We start from the raw sequence: 26,561 nt of genomic DNA, 5'->3' as shown, positions 1-26,561 counted from the left end.
CCCCTGATACTACCTGTCTCCATCTGACCCTACCCGACTCCATCTACGCCCTCCCCAGCAACTATAGTCAGATTCGACCAATTGGAGCACTCTACTAATATCATTTACCAACAATGCTCCTACCACTGCCCTCTACCAATGCTCTTTACTAATTCTCTACACTAATGCGCTGTACTAACCTACTCTACAATCCACTCTACTAATCCCCGCCAATCCCAGCGTCCCCCAGCCCCCTCTCCTGACAGCGCTTACTTTAATAATTTACAAAACCCCTTTATTACTTTCATAAAAACAAAAGCGCTTTCAAAGCAGCTATGATGAATTTGTAAAAGAGTTAAGGAGGTAAGGTTAACATGCAAAAAGCAATTCAACCCCCGATTTCGGTACCGGAACAGCAGCCTGTTGTACTGAAGCAAGGAGAACAGGGTTTCGTCCAGAAGCTTCTGCATTTAAAAGTAGGCGTTATTCCGCTCCCATTGTATGTGGTATTTGCACTCATTATTTTTGCGGCTTCTGTGCTTGGTGAACTGCCAAACGACATGATCGGCGGCTTTGCAGTAATTATTGTACTGGGGGTGCTGCTCAGTGATCTGGGCTTCAAGCTTCCGATTCTCAAGAATATCGGCGGTCCGGCGATTCTCTCGTTAATGATCCCATCCTTCCTGGTCTTCTGGAATGTGCTGGACCCTTCGGTGCTCGAATCGGTCAACACCCTAATGAAGACATCGAACTTCCTGTACCTGTACATCTCGATTCTGGTAGCCGGAAGTATTACCGGGATGAACCGTACCACGCTCATCAACGGCTTCATCCGCATCTTCATTCCGATGATGGCCGGAACAATCGCCGCAGTCGCTGCGGGGATGGGCGTAGGGATGCTGCTCGGCTATAGCGCACACCGGACGTTGTTCTACATCGTTGTGCCTATTATTGGCGGCGGCGTCGGTGAAGGGATTCTCCCGCTGTCCATCGCGTTCTCGCAGATTCTTGGCGGCGAATCCGGGTCGTATGTGGCGCAGATGATTCCGGCGGCGGTGATCGGCAACGTGTTTGCGATTATCGGTGCGGGGCTGCTCAAGCGGATGGCTGACAAAAACCCGTCCATCACCGGTAACGGTGTACTCGTGAAGGCGAAGGACGGCCAAAAGCTGGCCGGCAGCACCTATGACAGTCTGAAACCGGACTTCCTGCTGATGGGCGCGGGCCTGCTGTTCGCCTGCGGATTGTTCATCACCGGACATCTGCTGTCGCCGTTCGTCGGTATTCCGGGTCCGATCCTGATGATCTTCGCAGCGGCGCTGCTGAAGATTTCCAAGCTGCTGCCTGCCAAAATTGAGCAGGGTGCTTATCAGCTCTACAAGCTGGTATCCGGTACTTTAACCTGGCCGCTGATGGTCGGCCTCGGGATGCTGTACATTCCGCTGAAGGATGTCGCCGCCCTGATCTCGCTTCCTTATATTATTGTTTGCGCTACCGTTATTGTGGCGATGACGATCACCGGCTATTTTACCGGCAAATGGGTCAATATGTATCCCGTAGAAGCGGCCATTGTTACCGGCTGCCGCGGCGGCCTTGGAGGAACAGGCGATGTAGCCATTCTGTCTGCCTCGGGACGCATGGAGCTGATGCCGTTCGCACAGATCTCCACTCGGATCGGTGGCGCTATTACGGTGGTTGTGGCCACGCTGCTCATCGCAGTATGGGGTGGCTAATCAGGGAGCTCAATCAGCAGAAGAGATGCCAGAATCACATGAAATCGCATCCAATCGTGTCTAAATCGTGGACAATCTTCAGGTGTCAGCTTTTATCTTGCCAATCCGATAATTATCGCGGAGAATGACTAAGGGAGTATATGAAATGCAGAGTTGACGGGCCTGCATACGGGTCTGGTACGGTTCCGGATGCAGGAAGATCCGCTATATATAGAAAGATCCGAGAGGGATGCAACAAACGGTTAACCAGCTGAATGGAGGAGTTAATATGGAACTATTAGAAGAAATTATGCTGCTGCATAAAGGCGGTAAGCTCGAAACTACCCTGAAGCATCCGATTCTGTGCAAAGACGACCTGTCCAAAGTCTACACGCCGGGTGTGGCGAAGGTCTGTCAGGCGATTGCCGACGATCAGTCCCAGGCTTACGAGCTAACCACGAAGAAGAATACCGTAGCTGTCATATCCGATGGTACGGCTGTACTGGGGCTTGGCGATATCGGGCCGAAGGCAGCCATGCCGGTTATGGAGGGCAAAGCGGCGCTGTTCAAGCAGTTCGCAGACGTCGACGCCGTGCCGATATGCCTGGACACCAAGAATACCGAAGAGATTATTGCGATTGTAAAAGCGCTTGCCCCGACGTTCGGCGGCATTAATCTGGAGGACATTTCCTCTCCGCGCTGCTTCGAGATTGAAGCCAGACTAAGAGCCGAGCTGGACATTCCGGTCTTCCATGATGATCAGCACGGTACAGCAATTGTCGTGACAGCCGGACTTCTGAATGCGCTCAAGGTATGCGGCAAGGATATCAAGGATGTCAAAATCGTAGTCAACGGCATCGGCGCAGCCGGCATCTCCGTCTCCAAAATGCTGCTGCATGCCGGAGCGGTGAACCTGATCGGCGTGGACCGGGAGGGCGCGATTAACCGGCTGGCGGATTATGAGCGCAGTCACTGGAGCGATTACGCCCAGATTACGAACCCTTATCTTGAAATCGGAAGTCTGTCCGATGTAATCAAAGGCGCGGATGTCTTCATCGGAGTCTCTGCACCGGACGTGCTGAAGCTGGAAGATGTGCTGAACATGGCCACAGATCCGATTGTGTTCGCCATGGCGAACCCGATGCCAGAGATTGATCCCGCGATTGCTGCGCCGCATGTAAGAGTCATGGCGACCGGCCGTTCCGACTATCCGAACCAGATTAACAATGTGCTGTGCTTCCCTGGGATATTCAGAGGGGCGCTGGATTGTGAAGCTACGGATATCAATGAAGACATGAAGCTGGCGGCAGCAGAGGCGATCTCCTCAGTGATTGACCCGTCTGAGCTGCATGAGAAATATATCATTCCAGACGCCTTCGATCCGCGTGTAGTAGAGAGAATCCGCATGGCTGTAGCCGAAGCGGCAGCTAAGAGCGGCGTAGCCCGTAAGGACCTGCTGGTCGGCGTTAACTGATACCTATATTAATGAAGATACACCAAACGGCAAGCTCGTCAGATGAGCTTGCCGTTTTTTGCGGAATTTATAGCTTTGGGATTTGTGATGATGGAATTGGGGTAATGAACGGGAGATTCTGGGCCGGATATGGGAATTCCGGCTGTACATAAATATGAACCTGGAGGGAACAAGATGAGTGAGCAAGAAGTGGAAGCTATCGGCTGGGATGCCATTGAAGATCAGATGAAGGTACTGTACGGGCAACAGGAGCCGAAGCATTATGCGGCAATGCTGCCGTATAGCCTGGGAGGCAATGACCCGCTGAACGGAATCAGCGCCTATGCAGCCGAGCAGCCATATCCGCATTGGCATTTCGTAACCTTCGGCTTCACCGAACTGTTCGAGAAGGAGTCCGAGGACCCTGAATACAGCGGCTATGGCTTCGAGCTGACCTTCCGCCTGGCGCGCAGTGCAGAAGAACAGGAGCCTCCAGCCTGGGCGATCAATCTGCTGCAGAACATGGCCAGATATGTGTTCTCCAGCGGCAATATCTTTGCTTCCGGCCATCACCTGGATGCCAATGGCCCGATATGCCTGGGAGCAGATACTGGGCTGACGGCGCTGGCGTTCACCGATGACCCGGAGCTTCCGGCTGTGGATACGCCGAACGGCCGTGTGGAATTTCTGCAGATGGTAGGGATCACAGCGGACGAGCTGGAAGCGATGATGTCCTGGAATACCAACGCCTTTCTGGAGGCCGGCAGGGAGGTTCTCCCCCACTATATCACCGATCTTGCCCGGGGTTCACTGCTCGAACTTCCGGCCATCCAGGAAGCGGTGCGTCAGGGTATCGACCGTGACGGTTCCCAGACGGGCATTCTGTATGTGGATGAGCTGGGCTATGAGCCTGGCACAAGCCGTCTGATTGGCACAGCACCGGCCGTCCTGACTATAGGCGCACGGCAGGCACCGATTATAGCCAAGCTGCTGCGCGGCCGGCTGCTGAAGGGGAAGCCGCTGACGCTGACCAGCAAGAAGCGGCAGGTGATGCTGGAGCACAGACCTGATAACGAGAGTGTGGTCAACGAGGAGTTTGTCAGCATCGGCCTAACGGAAGAGGCAGTCCTGGAGCTGGAGGCGAAGCTCCAGCCTAAGGAAGGGGAGCTGCGGCTGTCTGCCGCCAAAGCGTTGATGGTGCAGATCCGCAAGACTTACATCAAAGACCAGGAAGGCAATGTGGTCAAAACTATCGGCTAACCGCGCGGACGACAGCTTTCTTTTCGGCAAATAGATACCCGTCTATCTCAGCGCCGTTTCATTAGGAAATTAAACATAGCCGTATTCCGGCCTGGAGACCCAATCTTTAGCTTATCTTTAGACTTGGTTTAGTCAGAATTAAGAAACCCCGGCTATATTTAAGTGAACAAGAAACGCTGCTCAAAATAACGGAACGGGAGTCCACTATGGCCAAATTGAATTTGTTTATCCGCATTTGTATTGCCGTGCTGCTGGTGCTGGGCATTATCTACGTAGGCTCACTGGTAGACTTTATTTTTACCCCTATTATCTCGCTCTTCAATGTTGTGATGGTGCCGTTAATGCTGGCCGTATTCTTCTATTATCTGCTTCGGCCCCTGATTGACTTCCTGTCCTCGCGCAAATTGAAGCGGACGCTGGCGATCCTGTTGGTCTATCTGGTCATTGCTGTTCTGCTGCTGGGCTTCACGGTAGGCGTATGGCCATCGCTGCAAAGTCAGCTGCTGAACCTGGGGAACAATATGCCGGGTGTGCTGAGAGCAGTGGGAGAGCAGTTAAGCAAGCTGGAGAACACGGAGCTGCTGTCAGGTCTGATTCCCGAGAATATGAACCTGTCCAGCCAATTGATGGGCTATTTGAATACAGGCTTTTCGCTGGCAACGGGCTATGTGTCCGGGCTGTTCTCCTTTGTCTCTAATTTTGCGATTGTGCTCTTCACCTTTCCGATCCTGCTATTCTACATGCTGAAGGAAGGCGGGAAGTTCGGCGATAAGCTCGTGAGCTTCTTCCCGAGACGCTATCACGAGGAGGGCGCGGGGGTGATTGCCGAGATTGACGGCGTGATGGGCAGCTTCATCGTCGGCAGAGTGCTGGTTAATCTGGCGCTGGGCGTCCTGATGTACATCGGTTTTCTGATTATTGGCCTGCCGTATGCGCTGCTGCTGACGCTGGTGGCGGTGCTGATGAACTTTATCCCATTTATCGGAGCCATTCTGTCTACTGTGCCAATCTTCATCATCGGTCTGTTTGAGTCCCCGTCTACGGCGGTCTGGTCCATTGTGGTCGTGCTCGTTGCGCAGCAGATTCAGGATAACCTGGTTGCCCCCTATATCTTCGGCAAAAGCATGGATATCCACCCGCTGACCACCATTATTCTCGTCTTGGCCGGCGGCGATTTCGGCGGAATCATCGGCATCCTGGTCATTATTCCGGTCTATATGATGCTCAAGATCATCATCGTCAAGCTCTATCAGCTCTTCATCCGCAAGCGCTGGGACGAGGAGCCGGAGCCGACAGCGCCAATAGGGCCGGCGGAGCCGGTGCCCGGAGGCACGGTGTCTTCTGCGGAAGTGGCGGAGTAGTAGTAGAGTTAAATAAGGCAGATTAGGGCGGATTAGCGCTGATTAGCGCGTGGATGGGGCAGAGAAAGTGCGAGGTTGGATGAAGCAAGGGTGAGCTTGGATGAAGTGAGAGCGAGTAGGTTGAAGTAAGAGTGGAGTTGGTCCGAGCTTGGGGCAGAGGTGGAAAAAAGGCACTTATTGCGCTCCGAATGACCGGTTACGGGGCAGCAGTTGGAAAAAGTACATCTAATCTTCCAAATTATAAGGATTCGCCGAAAGTCGGCCCCAGTAAGTGTTGTTTATCCAACTAATATAAGGAAGTGTATCTCTAGCGCGAAATTAGATGTATTAAATCCACTTGCTTCATCTGCAGCACTATGAGCTGTAAGCATACAATCGCATACTGATCTGAACCAGAAAAAAGGTCTATCCCCAAAGCCATCATACGGCCGGGATAGACCTTCTTCAATTAGAATCACCATGAGCAGAAGGGGGCCGCTATGTGGACGGGCCAGCATGTGGCTTCAGCCGTTATGCCCCCATAGCTTAACTGCTTGGAAATTATCCGTGCACATCCCGGCCAGTACCGAATGCTCTACTCACTGCTACTCCCGCATCAAAAACGCCCGTGTTCGCTCCAGCTTCGGGCTGCCGAAGATCTCCTCCGGTGTCCCGGATTCGGCAATGTCCCCGTGGTCCATGAAGAATACACGGTCAGCGACATCGCGGGCGAAGCTCATCTCATGGGTGACGATCATCATCGTCATGTTCTCCTCGGCGAGCTGGCGGATGACGCGGAGCACCTCGCCGGTCAATTCAGGATCAAGCGCCGAGGTCGGCTCGTCGAACAGGAGAATGTCCGGGCTGAGCATCATCGCCCGGGCGATGGCGACCCGCTGCTTCTGCCCGCCCGACAGTGTGGAGGGATAGACGTCTGCTTTGTCAGCCAGGCCTACCTTCGAGAGCAGCTCCCGGCTCTTGGCCGTAATCTGCTGCACACTTTCCCGCTTCAGCGTGCGCGGGGCAAGCTCCAGGTTGTCCCGCACACTGAGATGCGGAAAAAGATTAAAATGCTGGAACACCATCCCCATACTTGAAGTGATGTCTCTAATCTCCGCCGTACCGGCGTAGCGCCCGTTCTCAACCAGCGTTTTCCCGCAGATCGAGATGCTGCCCCCGGTGACCTCCTCCAGATGCACGAGACTGCGCAGCATGGTGCTTTTGCCGGAGCCCGAGGGTCCGATCACGGCAACGACTTCGCCGGGCTTCACGTCAAAGCTTATCTGGTTCAGCACACTGAGGCTGCCGAAGTCTTTCTTCAATTGCCGTACTTCAATCATGCTACTCATAGCCAAACAGCCCTTCTACTCAAATTTGAAACGTCTCTCCAGCAGCTTAAAGAATAGTGTCAGCACCAGTGTCATCAGCAGATAAATAACGCCCGCTACGACAAAAGGAGTGACGGTAAAATCACGGTTCACCGCCGTCTTGGCGAAATTCAGCAGCTCAGGCACCGCCACGGCATACAGCAGCGCGGTATCCTTGACCAGTGTAATAGACTCATTGGCAACCGCAGGCAGCGCCACCCGGAACATCTGGGCGAGAATCACCTTGCGCAGCGTCTGCCACCGGCTTAAGCCCAGAACCTTGGCCGCTTCATGCTGGCCTTTATCGATCGAGAGCAGCCCGCCCCGGAAAATCTCGGCGAAATAAGCGCCGTAATTGAGAATGAAGCCCAGGCTGGCCGCTACAAAACGGTCCATAACCAGATATTCCCCGATTACGGGAATCTGCGGCAAACCGAAGCAGAAGAAGAACAATTGCAGCAAGAGCGGCGTTCCGCGCATGACGTAAATATAAGCGTGGGCGATCCAGGCCAGCGGCTTTAGCGTGCTTTTGGCCATCAGAGTGACCACCATCCCGAGCGGAATGGACAGCACGATCACGATCAGGAACAGCAGCACCGTGGTCCGGGCACCTTCAAGCATCGGTCCGGAAATTCTAATAATATAATCGATATCCATGTCTTAACCGGCTCCTAAACGATAGCATCTAGTTCAATACCTTATTCTCTCCGAACCACTTGGTTGAGATTTCAGCGGCTGTTCCGTCACTGTTCAGCTCGTCCAGCGCCTTCTGCAGCTCTTTCAGCAGTTCATCATTGCCCTTCTTGATTCCAATACCATATTGCTCAGGAGCCAGTGATTCTTCCATCAGCTTGTACGTATCCGGCTCCTTGGCTATGTAATATCTGGCGACAACTTCATCAATAACTACCCCATCCACACGGCCGGACTTGAGGTCTGTCAGAGCCAGGACATTGTCGGGGTATTCGGACACGTCCTTAAGCTCGGCTTTGATCGGACTGGCATCCAGGGCATCGGCGGCAGAAGAGAGGCTCTGAAGTCCGATTTCCTTGCCGGCCAGATCCTGAAGCTTCGCCAGCGATGAACCGGCCAGCACGACTACCACCTGGCTATTCTCCAGATAAGGCTTGGTGAACAGCACCTTCTCCTTGCGCTCGTCCGTGATGGTGTATCCGTTCCAGATCATATCAATCCGGCCGCTGTTCAGCTCGGATTCCTTGGCGGACCAGTCAATCGGCTGGAAGGTAACCTCCTTGCCCATCTTCTTGACAGCCGCTCGCGCATAGTCAATATCGAAGCCGACAAGCTCATTGTCGTCATCCCGGAAGCCCATCGGGGCGAACTTGTCGTCTATGCCGATCACCAGCTTGCCGTCCTTATTCCCTGAACTGGAGCAGCCGGACAGTACAGCAACAGCCAGCGCCATTAATAATAGTATCCATAATCCTTGCTTCTTCATCTCTCTAATCCCCCTAGTAGATTGCGTGCCGCATCCGCCCGCTTTAGTTCGTTAATACGTTATCAGGCTATCATAATAGCATATCATGTGAGCTTATGTCGATAGAGTTCATAGAGGCAGATGTGTCCAAAATAAATCAAACTCTCCGTCCCGGTGCTGACCGTGTTCATGTGTGCTTATCCTCCGTATATACAGTAACCGCCTCCATCCCGGAAGAGCCGGAAATGAAGGCGGTTACTGTTAACGGCGGTATGTTGCGGGCATCAGACTGCTGGATTTACACTAGCTGCCCTGACTTTATTTAATCTCAATATTGCGTGTTGCCCGATTGGCTGGTCTTGCCCGAGGCAAAGCCCTTGAATAGGGTGGGCACATTGCGGTAGCGGGTATTGGTAATCCGGGCTGCGCTGCTGCTGCTGTCTGTGCGGAAGATGGAATCCTTGACGTTCGAAATGTCCGAGTTGTCCAGTGTGAAGTTCACCGTGTAGGAGGTGCCGCCGTTCTGGCGGGCCAGCTTGCCGATATCATCGGCTCTGAAATTCTTAATGTTGATGGTGCCCGCAGCGTTCGCCTGAAACACTTTATCGTAGGCTTTGTACGCACCTCCGCCTGTAATATTGACGGTGCCGGAGGCCTTCAGGGTCAGGGCATCCTCGCCGACATCCTGCCAGGTTACGTTGGAGATGGTAGCATTCCCGTAACAGTGCACCCCGTCTGCGCCGGGTGCGCCGATAATTACATTTTTGAGTGTAGCATTCTTTTCCAGCCGGAAGATGGGCTTCTGATTCTCTGCCTGGCTGCCGTCTCCGAGCGTGCTCGGATTGGCGACGAACGTCTGGCCATTGCCGTTATACGTCTCACCGGCCTTCACTACAATCGTCGAATTCACCACAATTGGCGATGCGGCTGATACCTCGGGGGGACTGGCAACATAGAACGAAGACAATAGTGCAACCGACAGGAGCAAGCCAACTACCTTTTTCAAAAACATTCCGCCCTTCAACTGTAGAATTGAGATCCGGCGCACCGGTCCCTTGCGGGCAATCCAGCCAGATGTGCACCTCTGACTGCACCCGATATCTAACCTATTCAGAACACGTGTGCATAGAACATAAACCTTACATGGAGATCAATTTCCATATTTCCGACACAATTGGGCAAGGGTTGCAAGCTGAGAGATAAAGGATAACAATGGTAGAATAATAGAGCAATAGAAGCGGAGGAGAATAGAATGACCCAGGAAGAATTTGACGAGATGATGGAGATTCAGTGGCAGAGAGAGAAAGAAGAGAAGGTGAAGAAGTACAGCATTCTGAATACCTTGGCGCTTAAAGGGCAGACCGTTCTGGCGGGCTCCTCGCTGATGGAGTTTTTTCCGGTAAATGAATTACAGCAGACGCTGGAGAAGCAGACGGTGATCTATAACCGCGGTATTGCAGGCTATGTGACCCGGGAATTGCTTGAAGCGCTGGAGGTCTGTGTGCTGGAGCTTGCGCCTTCGAAGCTGTTCATTAATATCGGCACCAACGACATCAGTTCAGCGGATGGTGAATATGAGCCTGGGAAGCTGCTTGCGAATTACAATGAGATTCTGACCCGGATCGGGGCCAGGCTGCCGGAGTGCAAGGTGTATGTCATGGCGTATTATCCGGTGAATGCTAAGGCCGACTTCCCCGGAATGGATGAGGAGATGCGGGAGAATTACTTCAGAACGAGAACCAATGCGGCGCTGCTGGAAGCGAACCGGGCAGTGGAGGCGCTTGCGCTTGGGCACGGATATCAGTTCATCAATGTGAATGAGGGACTGATGGACGCCGAAGGGAATCTGAAGGAAGAGTATACGATGGATGGTGTGCATATGTATGGGAACGGGTATGCGGTGGTTTTTGGTAATCTGAAAAAATATTTATAAGCAGCCTCACGCAGCAAGAGCAGCGGTCTTCCGGTAGCCGGAGAGGCGCTGCTCTTGCTGTTGAGGTCGCAGTAAACGGGGCTCTGAGTCGGGTCCCAACCCTCAGATCAGCTCCCGTCTCCGTTTCAAATACACATACAGCACAATTCCCGACACGGAGCAGACCGCTGCGCATAGCCCGATGAACCCGTACCCCGCCTGGAGTCCGCGGAGCAGGCCAAGCTCGGTGGTGGAGCCGTAGAATGCTTTGACGGACTCAATAACCCAGCCGATAATATAGTTGCCGATGACGCTCCCGAGGCCCATTAAGGTGACCACAAAGGTAATGGCCGTATCGCTTCCGTTCGGGTAACGGCGGGCGATGAAGGCCATCACGGTAGGATAGATAATAGCGATCCCAGCCCCGGATAGGGCGAACAGAAAGGCGAGACGCTCCCCGCCGGCCAGGGCGGCGAAGGTGCAGACGGCCGAGAAGCAGGAGAAAATAATCAGCGAGAGCACGAAGCCGATCCGGTCTGTCAGCGCACCCAGCAGGAGTCGTCCCAGGGAGAATAGCAGGAAGAAGGCTGACAGTAAGCCGGAAGCCCGGACAGTGTCCCAGGCATAAGCCTTTTCCAGAAAGTTAACCAGCCAGCCGCCCACCGCCAGCTCTGAGACCACGCCGAAGGACAGGATCATCACCATCATCCAGAGCGCGGGATCGCGCGTCAGGGTACGGAAGGAGGTGCGGTCCTCCTGTGGCAGATCATCCCCGGGAAACGTGCTGCGCAGCGCCGACAGGATCGGCAGCAGGCAGAGCGATAGCATGACCAGATACATGCCCCGCCAGTCCAGCGTATGGCCGAATACACTCAGCGACATAACCCCGGTTGCCAGCAGCGGCGCTACAGTTGAGCTTAGGCCATAGAAGAAGTGGGATAGGTTCATCATCATCCCCGTGTTTTTGACGAAAATACGTGCCCCTAGAATCGCCAGCCCGATCTCGAGCATCCCGTTCCCTATGTACATCAGAAAGTAAGAGGAAGCAAACAGCGGATAGCTGTGGGACAGGAAGATTAGCACCCCTGAGAGAACCATGGAAGCAAACGAAATCATAGTGACTGCCTTGATGCCCCATTTGCGGACAAGAATAGCGGTGAAGGAGCAGGCGAGCAGATAGCCCAGCGCGTTGAGCGAGAGCAGGGTGCCGAGTTGGCCTTCATCCAGGTTGAACGACAGCTGAATCCGCGGAATCGCGGGACCCTTGATATTTTCCGAGATTCCAAAGACGACAAAGCCGAGGAAGATCGTGACGAGTTGCATGATATAGACGGTGTTGCGTTTGCTGGTAGAAGGGGTGGGTTGAGCTTTCAAGGTAGAGTGCCTCCTGAATGATTGCTTGTTGGAATACGTGTTATTGTAGTCAGTTTCCGGCGAAAGGGCAAGGGGGGATTGTATTCATGGCATTTGTCCCGTGGAGACAAGACTAAGATTTGTGGATTAGAACACCTTCAGGACCGCTCCCGTATCTGGATAGATGGAGTTCGGCTTGAAGGTGCTCTTAAGTGGGGGTAGTGAATACACCACCCATGAGAAGTTCTTGATAATCATGCATTAACTAATGGATATCATCCTGCTTTCCCTTGTGAGGAGTATATCTTCCTCAAGTAATTTCTTGTCCTGTCCTTAGTTGACAAAAGGATCTATGACACACCAAAGCGGGGTTTGTGACACTGTGATTGAAGCGACTTGGGTATTCGATTTCTGATCGATAACTGTCACATAATTTCTCTGACCTACAGGGACATATACAGAATTCGCAGGGTAATCTCCAATAAGGATCGTATAAGGGTTAACGGCAGGTAGTTCATTTGACATGCCGCCTGTATTAATCGTTGCGATCACAGTCCTGCTATCTCCATCAATTACATTAACTACCGTGCCAGTTGTGTACAAAAGATTAGTGACCAGATTCGCAGATAGATTAGCCATGCCACTGGCTACTGCGATGTTGGTTTCAAGCGTATTCGTCGAGAGATTATAGGAATTAATATAACTAGTGCCGGAGTATGTTATCCATAGTCTATTTCGGAACGGGTCTAATACGAGTCCATGGGGGGCGGCAGTGGTCAGTGTAACTGTTTGAACAATTGTAGCAGTGTCAACATCGTATACAGTAAACGCAGGTACTACTTCTTGTAATGTGTACACCTGGTTAGTGTAAGGATTAACCTCAACCTGGATAGGCTTTGCAGTAGGCGCTGTTCCAACCGTAATCGTGCTTACCGTACCCGAATCAACATCGATAGACCAAATGTTAGTGCTGCCCGTACTCCAATTTGTGACATAAAGCGTATTAGTAATGGTGTTAATGGACATGCCTCGTGCTTGATTTCCCACCACATAGACTGCTTCTATCTGATCTGTCAGTTCATCCACTTTGACGACGCTATATCCATCCGAATAGAAAAGCTTGTGACGAAGCGTATCAATTGCTGCACTTCCATAACCTGTTTTAAGACCCGGAGCTGGTTGATTAAGAGGCCAAGAGGCGATCACTTGATTGGTAAGTGCATTAATGGAGTATACAAACCCAGAGTTGGCGCCAACATATACTTTGGGAAATTGCATCGTACCGGTGGTTCCAGTGGCTCCGGTAAGGCCAGTGACGCCGGTAAGGCCGGTAAGGCCGGTAAGGCCGGTAACGCCGGTAACGCCAGTAACGCCGGTAACGCCAGTAACGCCAGTAGCGCCAGTAACGCCAGTAACGCCAGTAACGCCAGTAACGCCAGTAAGGCCAGTAAGGCCAGTAACGCCAGTAACGCCAGTAACGCCAGTAACGCCGGTAACGCCGGTAACGCCAGTAACGCCAGTAACGCCAGTAACGCCAGTAACGCCAGTAACGCCAGTAACGCCAGTAACGCCAGTAAGGCCAGTAACGCCAGTAACGCCAGTTTCACCAGTGACTCCAGTAACGCCTGTTTCACCGGTTACTCCGGTAGCACCTGTTTCACCAGTGACTCCAGTAGCACCTGTTTCACCAGTATTTCCAGTAGAGCCGGTATTACCAGTGGCTCCGGTAACGCCCGTGACTCCTGTTGCGCCGGTAAGGCCAGTGAAGCCTGTAATGCCCGTAACCCCGGCCCCTGTCGGCCCCGTGGGTCCTTGTTCGCCGATGGGAATCCAATTACCCGGGTAGGTGGTTCCGCCATCCTGACTGCTGCGGTAGTAGAGGGAAGGATTGGAGATGTAGAGCTGCTGGACAAAGTCGCCGACGCGGGAGACATACAGGGTCCAGACGGCTTTGTGGAGGACAGGTGGACTGTTCAGTGCATCTGGACCGAACGGGTTTGCCGAACTGTAGACCCCCGGCTGGTTGAATTGATTCAGATCACTCCCCGAAAACTCATCATTGTTGATCGGGAAGACACCATCTTCGGCATCCAGCACGACATCGCCGGTCTGACCATTCACACTGGTGACGGCCCCAGGGGCTCCGGTAGGACCGGCAGGACCGGTAGGTCCAGCCAGTGTCGGAAGGCTGGCAGCGGTCGTCAGCTTGGAATCCAGCATCATCTCCTGGCGGGAGATGGTATTCAGCAAGGACCGGGCGCTGTCATTGATCTCCAGCAACTGGGCAAGTGTGGCAGGAGGGCCGGTAAGGCCCGGCAGTGTGCCCAGGGCGTACTGGATCTTCTCCCCTTCAGCGTTAATGATATGGGCAAGTCCAAGCTCTTCCATGGCAATGGAAGAGAACAGCAAATTGACGACATCATCCCTTGATAATGTGATCGAAGGCGTGATGTTTGGAAGATTGGGATTCGACATTAGACCACCTCCTTATTATTGGGGACCATTTAATATATTCGAAATATTCCTTGCGGAAACGTACATGTGCCTATTTGTAGAGCTGTCCAGTACAATTGACTAGTACTGTATCAAAGAAAGGATTCCTATAATTGGATTCATCGGCCGCATTGTATGAATCTGTGTTCCGAAACGTATACGAACCTATCATTTTACTATGGGGTCCGGTCAATTCACCGGACAAATCTAAAGGAAGCCGGCAGTTTCAACTGCCGGCTTCCTTAACCTACAATCTTTAAATAAGAAACACTAATGCGCTGCGATCCTATCCTTTAGGATAGAAATCGTCTCATTGCTGTTGGTGAGGAAGCCATGTGTGATGTTCTCGATTTACATGATCTGAAAAATAGATAAATTTGATCTTGAAGGAACAAGTGTAGCAACGGGTGTAGAACCCGTAGGACCTTGGAGTGTATATAGGGCACGAATTGAAAGTTCTTGTGGTGAAGTGGCTCCGGTTCGAATCATTCCGCCCCCTCCCAATGTAAAGGCCAGTGGACCAGAAGAGCTTTGTTCTCCAAGTGGGTTTATTCCTATAGCAGCACTGTTTAGGTTAACAAGAATTTCACCGACGGTAACCTCGGACGCGGGAGGAGTTAGGTTAGTTCTAATCTCAAATGAAACGTAGTAAATACTATTGGGTTGAAGGGTAACGGATTGACCTCCGCCAGTAAGCGAGATTCCGGTTCCATTATTGTAGATTTGAGAAAATGCAATTGGCAAATAGCCAGTCGTTGAAATCGGTGATGCATTAGGTTCGAAGTATGCATTGTTCCCAACGATACTAGGGCCGGTAACACCGGTGAGTCCGGTAGCACCCGTGAGTCCGGTAACACCGGTGAGGCCAGTAGCACCCGTGAGTCCGGTAACACCGGTGAGGCCAGTAGCACCCGTGAGTCCGGTAGCACCAGTGGTGCCGGTAACTCCTCTAGCACCTGTACCACCCGTTGCCCCTGCCCCTGGACCGGTCGGTCCAGTTACACCTCGAAGCCCGGTAGCTCCGGTTGCCCCTGCGCCAGGACCGGTTGGACCGGTTACACCGCCAGGTCCCGTCGCTCCTGTATTTCCGGTTGCCCCCGCACCAGGACCAGTCGGTCCGGTCGCTCCGCCAGGACCCGTTGTTCCTTGAGGGCCGGTCATTCCTGCCCCGGTAGGTCCGGTAGGACCTATTTCTCCAGTAGGTCCTATCCCTCCGCCGTTATGTTCTCCAAGAAGTTCTTCCGACACTAGCCGGTGAGCCGTTACTAACTGGCCGCTACTGCTCTTGCCCCACACTGAAATTTGAAGCGGATCGCTGTCTTCAGATGTACTTGGTGTAACAAAGACAAATTCAAAGGCATCAAAATCAGCGTAATAATTCCTCGTAAGGACTTGATTCGCAGAAAGAGGGTGTAATTCGCTTACATACAGGACTCTCGTTCCGGCACTCAAATGATAACCCTGAATCGATACGGTGGAAGCAGTGTCCATGCTGCGATTATCAATTTTAACGGTAACCTGCTGAGTAGGCCTCACTCCGCTAACCGGGTTATTTTCGATCGGCCCTGTGGATAAATGAGCCATTACTTCATCACTTCCTGTCCATGAATTTGGATTGCGTTCCAGTCAGCAGCGTACTTAATGATTAATTTAATAATATTCAGACTTAGCAGTTTGGTGCGGACTTAGAGGTTGAGTCCGGTATAACAGGGCAAATGACTAACAGGAAGTGCAATAAATTTTCCTTATCTTTCTCGCTGAAACGGTACTGTCATACCTATCCTTTACGATGGAATTCTGCCCATTGCTGATGATGCTTCGCCTGAGACATATCTCCCAGAGCCTGATAGCAGAGAGAGAGCTGCTGATGCGGAAGCCAGGTGTGATAGACGTTGTCAATAGCAGACCAAGCATACCGTTCTCCCGGAGGGGATGAATAAGCCGATGTATACCAGAATATGGCAGCCTCTAAATTGCCTGTTTTCAGGAAATGTTCCCCCATCCGGCAACTGAAGGCGGGATAAGGGACATCCATGGATAGAGCCTCAAGTGTAAGCTCCAGCTCTTTCTCCGGCTGATTGTTATATACATAGCAGGTTGCCAGCTTGTGAAGGATGAACACCCTGTTCTCCAAGGGTATTTCAGGATGATCTTTGCACAGCTCGTAATAATGAATGGCTTGTTTAAATTGCTTATGCGAGTGGCATTCTCTGGCATAATTCAGCATATCGGATACGTTGAAGGAGTAGCCCCTGGCCAGATGGCGTTCATAGATGTCCAGATTTCGTCTAGAAGGTGTTGCGTCAGGAGCACTTCCTGTTTTGGTATGAGTAACAGTAATATCTGATTTGATTAGATGGTACGAATCCTCTGTTGTTATATCTTCGTGTACGATTCCCTTCCAGATGAAGCCTTTGGTACGCTTGAGAAGCCGCAGCCTTGTGGTGTTACTGATGAATTTCCGGCTGTTGTCCTGCGGAATTTCGTAATTCATGGAGACAGCGTCTACCTCTTCTGTGAGCGTATTTTTTAAATGCTCCAACTTGACCTTGTCCTCGGGAGTCAGAATATCGTCGGCATCCAGCCACAGAATATAGTCCTTGGTAGCATATTTGAAGGATTCGTTCCGGGCAGCAGAGAAATCGTCAATCCACTCGAAGTCGTAGATATGCTGCGTCCACTTTGCTGCAATCTCCTTGGTGCGGTCTGTTGAGCCGGTATCGACGATAATGATCTCATCGGGAATGCCTTCTATGGAAGAGAGGCAATGATCCAGGTTCTGCTCTTCATTCTTGACGATTAGACACAAACTGATTGTAGCCACAGCTTACCCTCCTATATTGTCGATCATTACATAGAAAGGAGGTGCGCGACTGCTTAGACGCACCTCTCTTGTATTAGGGGAGACACAGACTGTTGATTTGTTCTAACTCTGCATTAAGACATAAACGGATCAATAACACTCCAAAGCGGCGAGGCTCCAACTGAAATGGTAGCGAGCACCGTGTTCGTATTCTGATCAACAACAATTACGGCATTCGACGCTCCAATGCTGGCATAGACCAGATTAGATTGAACGGTATTCCGCAATAGTGTAATGAATGGATTCACTGCAGGAGAGTCTTGATTGGTTCCTGTTGTAATCGTACCGACGATAGGGTAAGGGGAGGTTCCGTCTATGACACTAACATAGTTAGCGCTATAGCTCGTTACATAAAAGCGGTTGGTTATCAGGTTCCCTGCAACATTCGTAAGATTGTTGCCAACAGTAATCGTGCCTAATAGGGCATAGCTTGTTGCATCAATAACATTCACAACACCTGGGGTCGTATAATGTGAAACCCATAACTGCCTGCGAAGAGGGTCGATCAGAATTCCATGTGGTCTGGTGGCAGCGGTAAATGTCGTAATTACTGTATTGTTATTTCCATCAAGGACTGAAACATAATCTGAAGAGATATAAATGATGTCACTGAGCGGATTGATATCGATGTTAACAGGTCTGGCTGCAATATTAGAAACGGTTGTAACTACCCCTGTAGGGATATCTACTACCCAAATATTAGTGGACCCGACAGCAAAGTTAGCTACGTATAGTTTATTCGTAAAGGTATTAATGGCCATTCCGCGAGGGAGTCCCCCCACAGGATAAGTGGCAGTAATCTGATTTGTCATTTCGTCATATTGAATAATGTCGGTGTCGTTAGAGTAATAGAGAAGGTGCCGTTGTGTATCTACTGCTGCACTATCAAAGTTCGTTTTGGCGATTGCGAAGGTTGTTACGATTTCGTTCGATAAGGCGTTAATGACAGACACGGTATTATTAGTTCCGACATACAGCATTGGGGGATTCAAGGTTCCAGGTACACCCGTAGTTCCGGTGGATCCGGTAAGCCCGGTAACGCCTGTAGGACCAGTGACCCCAGTGGCCCCGGTAGGCCCGGTAACGGCGGTAGGACCAGTGACCCCGGTGGCTCCGGTAGGTCCGGTAACGGCGGTAGGACCAGTGACCCCAGTGACCCCGGTAGGCCCTGTAGGTCCGGTTGCCCCAGCCCCAGTACCGGTAGGTCCGGTCACTCCCCGCGGCCCCGTCACTCCTGTGGGTCCGGTTGCCCCAGCTCCTGGACCTGTAGGTCCGGTCACTCCTCGAGGCCCCGTCGCTCCTGTGGGTCCGGTTACCCCAGCCCCTGCACCAGTAGGTCCTGTTACTCCCCGCGGCCCCGTCACTCCTGCGCCGGTGGGTCCGGTGGGTCCGTTTGCACCAGTAGGACCTGTCCCTCCGCCGTTATTTTTGCCAAGCAGTTCTTCGGACACCAACCGGTGTGCGGTTACCAGTTGACCTGTACTGCTCTTGCCCCACACCGAAATCTGAACGAAGTCACTTAACTCAGGTGCATTTTCAGATGTAACAAATATAAATTCAAAACCATTGAAATCAGCGTAATAATCCTTCGTAATGACTTGATTTGCTGCAAGCTGGACTACTTCGCTAACGTACAAGACTCTTGTTCCCGCGTTTAGATAGAACCCCTGAATAGATACTGAGTAAGCTGAGCCAACGCTGCGATTATCGATTTTAACGGTAACCTGCTGAGTAGGCCTCGTTCCGCTAACTGGGTTATTTTCGATCGGTCCTGTTGATAAAAAGGCCATTACATTATCACTTCCTGTCTGTATATTTAGATTTCTTTCAAGTATGTGCGTAATAACATGTCATGCGGAGTCTGCACATAACCGGAAATACTCCCGTCAGCAGCATACTTAATGATTAATACAGTAATATTCAGACTTAGCGGTTTGGTGTGGACTTTGAAGGTTGAGGCAGTTATTCTGCGGAATTCTATCCACCATTACATAGAAGAGAGGTGCGCAACTGCTTGCGCACCTCTCCTTGTAATACCTGAGACACAGACTGTTGATCCGTTCTTAGCGTGCGTTATGACATAAATGGATCAATAACACTCCAAACAGGGGTGTTTCCAACTGGAATGGTAGCAAGCACCTTATTGGTATTCTGATCAATAACGACCACGGCATTCGACCCTCCAATGCTGGCATAGACCAGATTAGATTGAACACTGTTCAGCAGTAATGTTATGAATGGATTAACAGCAGGAGAGTCTTGGTTGGTCCCTGTTGCAATCGTGCCAACTATGTTATAAGGAGTAGTTCCGTCTATGACGCTAACATAGGATGTGCTGTAATTGGATACATAAAAGCGGTTGGTCAGCAAGTTCCCTGCAATATTCGAAAGATTCCTGCCAACAGTAATTGTACCCACAATCGCATGGGTGATCGGATCAATAACATTTACAATGCCTGGGTCCGCATAATTTGCCACCCAAAGCTGGTCACGCAGGGGGTCGATTATGATTCCATGAGGTCTGCCGGAAGAAGGAAGTGAAAACGTCGTAATAACTGAGTTATTGTTCCCATCAATAACTGAAACATAGTTACCGGCAATATAAATTCTATTGTTAAGTGGATTGATATCAATCTGAACAGGAAAAGCTGTGACATTAGGAATTGTTGTAACTGCTCCTGAGGAGATATCGATTTGCCAAATATTATTGGCTGCACCTTGAGAGTTGGCTACATACAGCTTATTCGTAAGGGTATTAATGGCCATTCCGCGGGGCGTTCCTCCAACCGGGTAAGTGGCGGTTATCTGGTTCGTTATTTCGTCATACTGAATAATGTTGCCAGCATCAGAATAATACAAAAGATGACGTTGTGTATCTATTGTCGCACTTCCAAAGTACGTGCTCGTAATTGCAAAGCTTGAAACGATTTCGTTCGTTAAGGCGTTAATGACAGACACATATTTATTAGTTCCATTAGAGCCTACATACAGCATTGGGGGATGCAAGGTTCCAGTCGGCCCGGTTACGCCGGTGAGTCCGGTGACGCCCGTTAAGCCAGTAACGCCGGTAAGTCCCGTGGCTCCGGTGAGTCCCGTGGCACCGGTCTCCCCGGTGAGTCCCGTGGCACCGGTCTCCCCGGTGAGTCCCGTGGCACCGGTCTCCCCGGTGAGTCCCGTGGCACCGGTCTCCCCGGTGAGTCCCGTAGCGCCGGTCTCTCCGGTAAGTCCCGTGGCCCCAGTCTCCCCGGTAAGTCCTGTGGCCCCAGTCTGCCCGGTAAGTCCCGTGGCTCCGGTCTCCCCGGTGAGTCCCGTGGCACCGGTCTCCCCGGTAAGTCCCGTGGCCCCAGTCTCCCCGGTAAGTCCTGTGGCCCCAGTCTGCCCGGTAAGTCCCGTGGCCCCGGTCTCCCCGGTGAGTCCCGTGGCACCGGTCTGCCCGGTAAGCCCCGTGGCCCCAGTCTGCCCGGTGAGTCCCGTGGCACCGGTCTGCCCGGTAAGCCCCGTGGCCCCAGTCTGCCCGGTAAGCCCCGTGGCCCCAGTCTGCCCGGTAAGCCCCGTGGCCCCGGTCTCCCCGGTAAGTCCCGTGGCACCGGTCACCCCGGTGAGTCCTGTGGCTCCAGTCTCTCCTGTAAGGCCAGTAACTCCGGCCCCAGTCGGCCCCGTGGGTCCTTGTTCGCCAATGGGAATCCAACCACCCGGATAGCTGGTTCCGCCATCCTGACTGCTGCGGTAGTAGAGGGAAGGATTGGAGATGTAGAGCTGCTGGACAAAGTCGCCGACGCGGGAGACATACAGGGTCCAGACGGCTTTGTGGAGGACAGGTGGACTGTTCAGTGCATCTGGACCGAACGGGTTTGCCGAACTGTAGACCCCCGGCTGGTTGAATTGATTCAGATCACTCCCCGAAAACTCATCATTGTTGATCGGGAAGACACCATCTTCGGCATCCAGCACGACATCGCCGGTCTGACCATTCACACTGGTGACGGCCCCAGGGGCTCCGGTAGGACCGGCAGGACCGGTAGGTCCAGCCAGTGTCGGAAGGCTGGCAGCGGTCGTCAGCTTGGAATCCAGCATCATCTCCTGGCGGGAGATGGTATTCAGCAAGGACCGGGCGCTGTCATTGATCTCCAGCAACTGGGCAAGTGTGGCAGGAGGGCCGGTAAGGCCCGGCAGTGTGCCCAAGGCGTACTGGATCTTCTCCCCTTCAGCGTTAATGATATGGGCAAGTCCAAGCTCTTCCATGGCAATGGAAGAGAATAGCAGATTGACAACATCATCCCTTGATAATGCAACCGTAGGTGTGATGTTTGGAATATTGGGATTCGACAAGAGTTTAACCTCCTCAAGTTGGATTAATCCACAATATTCTATGAATCTTTCTGGTGAAACGGATAGTTACCTATTATTGACCAATGATCTCAGTGGAAGATGGAGTACCAGATGGAACCGGTAATTCAGGCTTTCGTGGTTGTTGTAATCAGGCCGTTCAGATTGGCAAGCGTTATGCTCAGGAGATTTTGATGATAGTGATCATTGAATAATTTGGAATTCTTCCGTCATTGGTGCCGGTTAGCATCGTAACACTTGCATTGCCGCCATTTCTAACGGCAATTTTGTCGTTAGCGTTCAAGGAGAAAATATCGAACATGGTAACAGAACCAGAGGAACTTGCATATGCAATTGACCTGCTTACCGCTGATGGTGTAGGTCCACTCATGAACTCAAACACTCCGTCCGAACCACTTGCAACAGAAACAGTACACGTTACATGATAAACTCCATTTTCAGGAACTATAAAATCTTTTGAAGCGGCATTCCATGTAATACCAAGAGATTGAGCTGGTGCGATGAAACCTATTTTATCATTTGGAGTAAGAATAACCGCAGTAGTAGAAGAATCTGCAAAGCTAACGGCATAAGCTGTTGAAAGGGTACCTGTAGCCCCGGTAACACCCGTGAGCCCGGTAACGCCCGTGAGGCCTGTAACGCCCGTGAGACCCGTAACGCCTGTGAGCCCGGTAACGCCCGTAAGGCCGGTAGCACCTGTCATGCCGGTAGTGCCAGTAGGCCCGGGAAGCCCTGCCCCGGTAGTGCCGGTAGGGCCAGGGAGTCCGATGCCGGTAGTGCCAGTAGGCCCGGGAAGCCCTGCCCCGGTAGTGCCGGTAGGTCCAGGGAGTCCGATGCCGGTAGTGCCGGTAGGTCCGGGAAGCCCTGCCCCGGTAGTTCCGGTAGGTCCAGGGAGTCCGATGCCGGTAGTTCCGGTAGGCCCGGGAAGCCCTGCTCCGGTTGGTCCAGCCTCTCCAGGAGGGCCTTGTTCTCCAGCAGGTCCTGTCGCTCCGACGTTATTTTCACCAAGCAGTTCTTCAGATACCAGACGGTGTGCGGTTACCAGTTGACCTGTACTACTCTTGCCCCACACCGATATTTGAACAGATTGATTCCTATTAGTGGGAGTATCGGATGTAATAAATTTAAATTCAAAACCATTAAAATCAGCATAATATTCCTTCGTGATGACTTGATTCTCTATAATAGCGAGTACTTCGTTCACATACATGTGCCTTGTTCCTGCATTTAGATAATACCCCTGAATGGAGACTGAGGAAGCCGAGATCCCACTGCTGTTAACGATTTTAACAGTAACCTGCTGAGTTGGCCTTATCCCGTTAACCAGGTTATTCTCGATGGGTCCTGTTGATAAAAAGGCCATTCCTTCATCACTTCCTGCCATTATATTTGAGAACGGTTTCAGTGCACATGCGGAGTCTGCAACATAATTAATAATAATTAATATATGAATATTCAGGTTTAATGGTTTGGTGCGGAGTTAGGTCAGAATCTACTACAACTAAGCGTATGGATAAAAGAAAGAGACAGCTTCAGGAGTAATCAAGCTTCCGAAGTTGCCTCTTTCTATCCAATAGTTTAAGGTTTGCACCTATGCGAGTGTAGCTGGAGGACCGCTGATTCCAGTCAGCGTCCCCAAAGCAAATTGGAGCTTCTCGCCTTCGGCGTTAATAATATGGGCAAGTGCCAGTTCTTCCATAGCAATGGAGGATAACAGCAGGTTAATGGCATCGTCCCTTGTTAACGTAATCGTAGGGCTGATGTTAGGGATGCTGGGATTGGACAACAGGTTAGCCTCCTTGAAGTAGGGTACTGTCATCATATTCCTGGAAATTACCCGATGAGACGGTAACAACCTATAAGTATCCAATATTTCGCCAATCCTCTGTAAAAGAGGCAACGGGATGCTATCGCAGCTCGCTCGGTGTCCGCAGCTTGACCTGCTTGAACACCCGGTTGAAGGTGCGGATATTGGTGAAGCCGCATTCCAGGGCGATATCCAGAATGCTTTTGTCGGTGCCCAGCAGCAGCCGTTCCGCCTGGTTGACGCGGATGCTGTTCAGGTAGGCGACGAAGCTCATGCCTGAGATGCTTTTGAAGAAGCGGGAGAAGTAGAACAGGCTCATATTGGCATGCCGGGCGGCATCGGCCAGGGTGATGGGGTGCATGTAATGGACATCCAGATACTCCAGCACCTCCTGCATAATCTTCATATTGGTAATGCGCCGCTTATCCTTATGCGGATTCACGATATCCAGCGGCATCTGCCGCAGAATCAGCGCACACAGCTCATGCAGCAAGCCGGTCACCAGCTGTTCATGATGCGGTGGCTTCTCCAGATACTCCTTGAGCAGCTCCTGCATAATCGCGGACAGGCGGGGATTGCCTTGCTCAGGAACAGACTGGCTCTGGTCCAGAAAAGGAGACATCAGCCGCATATTCAGGGGCCAGCCGGCCGGATATCCGATCAGTGAAGGATTGAAAATAACCATCAGCAGCTTGGACTGGCTGTTCTTGCTGTCATAATAATGAATATCCCCGCTGCTGCATACGGCCAGATCCCCGGCGGTCAGCACCCGTGTCTCGGAGTTAATCCCCATCCGGATCGATCCCTCCAGGACATAGACAATCTCCAGATCATTATGCCAGTGGGCCAGGAAATCAATATTACGGCTTACAAAGGCAGTGAAGGGAAACGCATAGCCATACGTCCGGTTCTCGTGAAATGCTCTCATGGTTACTCCTGTTCTCGTCCTCCCGGCAGTTCGTCGGGAAGCGGTTTCAGTGATTTGCTGCTTATCGCATAATGCAGTCTTAAATTTAGCAAAAAATGACCATTCCCACAAGCAAAATGACGAGCAAGAACGTCTGCAATGGATTACAATTTCTTCAGGAAGACCGGATCTTAATCAATCTATAACCCGAACTTGGATAAATAGGACAAAAAGGAGAGCTTGATATGGCAAAGAAGGCATTGATTGTAAAAGGCGGATGGGACGGGCATGAACCGAATGAGGTAGCAGCGATTTTTGCGGATATTCTTAAGAATGAAGGCTTCGAGGTTGAAGTCTCGGATACGCTGGACAGCTTCAATGATGCTGAGGCGCTGAAGGCGCTGAACCTGATCGTGCCGGTGTGGACCATGGGTGAAATCAAGGGGGAGCAGTGCTCGGCGGTTCTGGCGGCTGTGGCTTCCGGCGTAGGCATCGCGGGCTGTCACGGCGGGATGTGCGATTCCTTCCGTACCAATACGGAATGGCAATTTTTGACCGGATCGCAATGGGTGGCACATCCCTTCAATGATGGGGTGGATTATGAAGTGAACATCGTGAAATCCGGCTCCAGCCCGATTGTGGAAGGCATGCAGGACTTCATGGTGAAGTCGGAGCAGTATTATCTGCACGTCGATCCGGCGGTGAATGTACTGGCTACCACTACTTTTGTTATGAGTGAAGGGGAGCATTCGGCCAATGGTGTCATCACGATGCCGGTCGTCTACACGAAGAAATGGGGCCAGGGCAAGGTATTCTATAACGCGCTTGGACATCATGCGGATGTGTTCGATATTCCGGAGGCCAAGGAACTGATGCGCCGGGGCTTCTTGTGGGCAGCCAAATAAACGAAGGACAAGGTGGGAGACAGCGTGCGTAAAGTAAAAATTGGGATTGTCGGCTGCGGAAATATCAGCGGCATTTATTTCGAGAATTTGACGGGAACCTTCAAGAATACAGAGGTCTACGCTTGTTCGGATCTGAATCTGGAGCGGGCGCAGCAGGCCGCGGAGCAATACGGAGTTCCGAATGTGTGGACGACAGCGGAGCTGCTGGCTTCGGAGGAGATTGAGATTGTCGTGAATTTGACCACGCCGAATTACCACTTCGAGGTGTGTAAGCAGGCGCTGCTGTCAGGCAAGCACGTCTATGTGGAGAAGCCGCTGTCGTTATCGCTTGAGCACGGGACTGAGCTGGTGGAATTGGCTAAGCAAAAAGGACTGTTCATCGGCTGCGCGCCGGACACCTTCCTTGGAGCGGGACTACAGACCTGCGCCAAGCTGATCGCGGACGGATATATCGGTGAGCCGGTGGCGGCGACGGCCTTCATGCTCTGCCACGGGCATGAGAGCTGGCACCCGGACCCTGAATTCTACTATCAGGCCGGAGGCGGCCCGATGTTCGATATGGGCCCGTATTATCTGACGGCTCTGGTATCTCTGCTGGGCCCAGCAACTACGGTATGCGGCATGACCAAGACTTCGTTCCCTACCCGGACAATCACCAGTGAGAAGAAGTTCGGCAAGGTAGTGGACGTTGAAGTCCCTACGCATGTGGCCGGAACAATTCAGTTCGCCAGCGGTGCGGTTGCCACGATGATTACCAGCTTCGATGTCTGGCACAGCACGCTGCCGCGCATCGAGATCTACGGCTCGCTGGGCACCCTGATTGTGCCGGACCCGAACACCTTCGGCGGCCCGATCCTGCTGCGTCCGGCGCATAGCTCCGAATTCAAGGAGATTCCGGTGGTCCATAGCTATGAGGGCAACAGCCGGGGCATCGGCGTGGCGGATATGGCCCGCTGCATCGGGAGTGGAGAGACCCCGCGCGCTAACGGCGAGCTGGCGAATCATGTGCTGGAGATCATGCACGCCTTCCACACCAGCTCCGATTCGAAGCGCTATGCCGAGCTGACCACCACCTGCGAGCAGCCGAAGCTGCTGCCACTGGGACTGATTAAGGGATATTTGGAGTAGTAAATAGTAGCTAAGCATAGCGAAAAGTAGCGCGAATAAGCGAAGAGTGTAGAGTTAATAGCATTTTAACAAGCAGCGTTCTGTCCCCGGTTGCGGGGAGGGGCGCTGTTTTTTTCGTGAGGTGGAGTGGTGGATGCTCGGCCTGAAGGTACGTGGACCCAGTGTATGCGAAAAACCGCACACAATTTGCAGGTAGGGGCGCGTGAACCGAATGTGTGCGAAAAATCGAATACAATTTACAGGTAGGGGGTGCGTGAGCCTAATGTATGTCAAAAACAGCATACATTCTCGCAAGCA

The 26,561-nt window shown here is 52.0% G+C and carries 19 protein-coding genes and 1 pseudogene; 7 read left to right on the top strand and 13 right to left on the bottom strand.

Annotated features, from left to right (window positions below; genetic code table 11):
- The first annotated feature begins 353 nt into the window (after positions 1-353).
- The 4 genes from MKY86_RS21325 to MKY86_RS21310 all read left to right on the top strand — a co-directional run bounded on the left by MKY86_RS21325 (position 354) and on the right by MKY86_RS21310 (position 5,765).
- Positions 354-1,712, top strand: coding sequence for a 2-hydroxycarboxylate transporter family protein (locus MKY86_RS21325; RefSeq protein ID WP_076084174.1), 1,359 nt, complete (start codon positions 354-356; stop codon positions 1,710-1,712).
- A gap of 268 nt (positions 1,713-1,980) precedes the next feature.
- Positions 1,981-3,165 (top strand): NAD(P)-dependent malic enzyme, encoded by a 1,185-nt coding sequence (locus tag MKY86_RS21320; RefSeq protein ID WP_076084177.1) that lies wholly within the window; start codon positions 1,981-1,983, stop codon positions 3,163-3,165.
- 174 nt (positions 3,166-3,339) lie between these two features.
- Positions 3,340-4,404: a suppressor of fused domain protein gene (locus MKY86_RS21315; RefSeq protein ID WP_076084221.1), complete on the top strand. Its 1,065-nt coding sequence runs from the start codon at positions 3,340-3,342 to the stop codon at positions 4,402-4,404.
- 206 nt (positions 4,405-4,610) lie between these two features.
- Entirely contained in the window at positions 4,611-5,765 is a 1,155-nt protein-coding gene (locus tag MKY86_RS21310; protein WP_083685659.1) for an AI-2E family transporter, read from the top strand.
- A 584-nt stretch (positions 5,766-6,349) separates the two neighbouring features.
- Here MKY86_RS21310 and MKY86_RS21305 read toward each other — a convergent pair.
- The 4 genes from MKY86_RS21305 to MKY86_RS21290 all read right to left on the bottom strand — a co-directional run bounded on the left by MKY86_RS21305 (position 6,350) and on the right by MKY86_RS21290 (position 9,561).
- A complete protein-coding gene (locus MKY86_RS21305; RefSeq protein WP_076084180.1) occupies positions 6,350-7,093 on the bottom strand; it encodes an amino acid ABC transporter ATP-binding protein in 744 nt (247 codons plus the stop codon).
- A gap of 15 nt (positions 7,094-7,108) precedes the next feature.
- Entirely contained in the window at positions 7,109-7,768 is a 660-nt protein-coding gene (locus tag MKY86_RS21300) for an amino acid ABC transporter permease (protein ID WP_076084183.1), read from the bottom strand.
- A 28-nt stretch (positions 7,769-7,796) separates the two neighbouring features.
- Positions 7,797-8,570: an amino acid ABC transporter substrate-binding protein gene (locus tag MKY86_RS21295; RefSeq protein WP_076084186.1), complete on the bottom strand. Its 774-nt coding sequence runs from the start codon at positions 8,568-8,570 to the stop codon at positions 7,797-7,799.
- A 307-nt stretch (positions 8,571-8,877) separates the two neighbouring features.
- Positions 8,878-9,561: a pectate lyase gene (locus MKY86_RS21290; RefSeq protein WP_036731535.1), complete on the bottom strand. Its 684-nt coding sequence runs from the start codon at positions 9,559-9,561 to the stop codon at positions 8,878-8,880.
- A 240-nt stretch (positions 9,562-9,801) separates the two neighbouring features.
- Between MKY86_RS21290 and MKY86_RS21285 the strand changes: the two genes are divergently transcribed.
- Complete coding sequence (locus tag MKY86_RS21285; RefSeq protein ID WP_076084189.1) at positions 9,802-10,482, top strand: GDSL-type esterase/lipase family protein; 681 nt, start codon at positions 9,802-9,804, stop codon at positions 10,480-10,482.
- A gap of 102 nt (positions 10,483-10,584) precedes the next feature.
- Here MKY86_RS21285 and MKY86_RS21280 read toward each other — a convergent pair whose 3' ends face one another.
- The 9 genes and pseudogenes from MKY86_RS21280 to MKY86_RS21240 form a co-directional block, all read right to left on the bottom strand.
- Entirely contained in the window at positions 10,585-11,784 is a 1,200-nt protein-coding gene (locus MKY86_RS21280; RefSeq protein WP_076084224.1) for an MFS transporter, read from the bottom strand.
- A 363-nt stretch (positions 11,785-12,147) separates the two neighbouring features.
- Positions 12,148-14,289 carry a hypothetical protein gene (locus tag MKY86_RS21275; RefSeq protein WP_340827440.1) on the bottom strand — a complete coding sequence of 714 codons (2,142 nt, stop codon included), beginning with the start codon at positions 14,287-14,289 and terminating at the stop codon, positions 12,148-12,150.
- A 369-nt stretch (positions 14,290-14,658) separates the two neighbouring features.
- A complete protein-coding gene (locus tag MKY86_RS21270) occupies positions 14,659-15,891 on the bottom strand; it encodes a hypothetical protein (RefSeq protein ID WP_083685847.1) in 1,233 nt (410 codons plus the stop codon).
- Positions 15,892-16,084: 193 nt separating this feature from the next.
- Entirely contained in the window at positions 16,085-17,131 is a 1,047-nt protein-coding gene (locus MKY86_RS21265) for a tetratricopeptide repeat-containing glycosyltransferase family 2 protein (RefSeq protein ID WP_076086880.1), read from the bottom strand.
- A 113-nt stretch (positions 17,132-17,244) separates the two neighbouring features.
- On the bottom strand, positions 17,245-18,960 hold the full coding sequence (locus MKY86_RS21260; RefSeq protein ID WP_076086883.1) for a hypothetical protein: 1,716 nt from the start codon (positions 18,958-18,960) through the stop codon (positions 17,245-17,247).
- A gap of 283 nt (positions 18,961-19,243) precedes the next feature.
- On the bottom strand, positions 19,244-21,499 hold the full coding sequence (locus MKY86_RS21255; RefSeq protein ID WP_340827435.1) for a hypothetical protein: 2,256 nt from the start codon (positions 21,497-21,499) through the stop codon (positions 19,244-19,246).
- A 178-nt stretch (positions 21,500-21,677) separates the two neighbouring features.
- Complete coding sequence (locus MKY86_RS21250; protein WP_076084355.1) at positions 21,678-22,880, bottom strand: collagen-like protein; 1,203 nt, start codon at positions 22,878-22,880, stop codon at positions 21,678-21,680.
- 234 nt (positions 22,881-23,114) lie between these two features.
- Positions 23,115-23,303 (bottom strand): annotated as a pseudogene (locus tag MKY86_RS21245) (BclA C-terminal domain-containing protein); the annotation flags it as partial.
- A 121-nt stretch (positions 23,304-23,424) separates the two neighbouring features.
- Positions 23,425-24,252: an AraC family transcriptional regulator gene (locus MKY86_RS21240; RefSeq protein WP_076084361.1), complete on the bottom strand. Its 828-nt coding sequence runs from the start codon at positions 24,250-24,252 to the stop codon at positions 23,425-23,427.
- A gap of 224 nt (positions 24,253-24,476) precedes the next feature.
- Here MKY86_RS21240 and MKY86_RS21235 point away from each other — a divergent pair, with 224 nt between their 5' ends.
- Positions 24,477-25,136 (top strand): ThuA domain-containing protein, encoded by a 660-nt coding sequence (locus MKY86_RS21235; protein WP_076084364.1) that lies wholly within the window; start codon positions 24,477-24,479, stop codon positions 25,134-25,136.
- A 24-nt stretch (positions 25,137-25,160) separates the two neighbouring features.
- Complete coding sequence (locus tag MKY86_RS21230; RefSeq protein ID WP_076084367.1) at positions 25,161-26,264, top strand: Gfo/Idh/MocA family protein; 1,104 nt, start codon at positions 25,161-25,163, stop codon at positions 26,262-26,264.
- Positions 26,265-26,561 lie beyond the last annotated feature (297 nt).

The organism is Paenibacillus sp. FSL R7-0333 (genome assembly GCF_038000365.1).
GTDB lineage: Bacteria > Bacillota > Bacilli > Paenibacillales > Paenibacillaceae > Paenibacillus_AQ > Paenibacillus_AQ silagei.
The sequence above is the reverse complement of the archived record's forward strand: the minus strand, read 5'-3'. Positions and strand labels throughout refer to the sequence as shown.

What these genes read in the sequence shown, in the direction of transcription:
- MKY86_RS21310 (WP_083685659.1), top strand. Translation starts at nt 4,611, where the DNA reads ATGGCCAAATTGAATTTGTTTATCCGCATTTGTATTGCCGTGCTGCTG.
- MKY86_RS21285 (WP_076084189.1), top strand. Translation starts at nt 9,802, where the DNA reads ATGACCCAGGAAGAATTTGACGAGATGATGGAGATTCAGTGGCAGAGA.
- MKY86_RS21325 (WP_076084174.1), top strand. Translation starts at nt 354, where the DNA reads ATGCAAAAAGCAATTCAACCCCCGATTTCGGTACCGGAACAGCAGCCT.
- MKY86_RS21275 (WP_340827440.1), bottom strand. Translation starts at nt 14,289, where the DNA reads ATGTCGAATCCCAATCTTCCAAACATCACGCCTTCGATCACATTATCA.
- MKY86_RS21315 (WP_076084221.1), top strand. Translation starts at nt 3,340, where the DNA reads ATGAGTGAGCAAGAAGTGGAAGCTATCGGCTGGGATGCCATTGAAGAT.
- MKY86_RS21295 (WP_076084186.1), bottom strand. Translation starts at nt 8,570, where the DNA reads ATGAAGAAGCAAGGATTATGGATACTATTATTAATGGCGCTGGCTGTT.
- MKY86_RS21290 (WP_036731535.1), bottom strand. Translation starts at nt 9,561, where the DNA reads ATGTTTTTGAAAAAGGTAGTTGGCTTGCTCCTGTCGGTTGCACTATTG.
- MKY86_RS21300 (WP_076084183.1), bottom strand. Translation starts at nt 7,768, where the DNA reads ATGGATATCGATTATATTATTAGAATTTCCGGACCGATGCTTGAAGGT.
- MKY86_RS21280 (WP_076084224.1), bottom strand. Translation starts at nt 11,784, where the DNA reads ATGCAACTCGTCACGATCTTCCTCGGCTTTGTCGTCTTTGGAATCTCG.
- MKY86_RS21235 (WP_076084364.1), top strand. Translation starts at nt 24,477, where the DNA reads ATGGCAAAGAAGGCATTGATTGTAAAAGGCGGATGGGACGGGCATGAA.
- MKY86_RS21260 (WP_076086883.1), bottom strand. Translation starts at nt 18,960, where the DNA reads ATGGCCTTTTTATCAACAGGACCGATCGAAAATAACCCAGTTAGCGGA.
- MKY86_RS21270 (WP_083685847.1), bottom strand. Translation starts at nt 15,891, where the DNA reads ATGGCTCATTTATCCACAGGGCCGATCGAAAATAACCCGGTTAGCGGA.
- MKY86_RS21305 (WP_076084180.1), bottom strand. Translation starts at nt 7,093, where the DNA reads ATGAGTAGCATGATTGAAGTACGGCAATTGAAGAAAGACTTCGGCAGC.
- MKY86_RS21320 (WP_076084177.1), top strand. Translation starts at nt 1,981, where the DNA reads ATGGAACTATTAGAAGAAATTATGCTGCTGCATAAAGGCGGTAAGCTC.
- MKY86_RS21250 (WP_076084355.1), bottom strand. Translation starts at nt 22,880, where the DNA reads ATGGCCTTTTTATCAACAGGACCCATCGAGAATAACCTGGTTAACGGG.
- MKY86_RS21240 (WP_076084361.1), bottom strand. Translation starts at nt 24,252, where the DNA reads ATGAGAGCATTTCACGAGAACCGGACGTATGGCTATGCGTTTCCCTTC.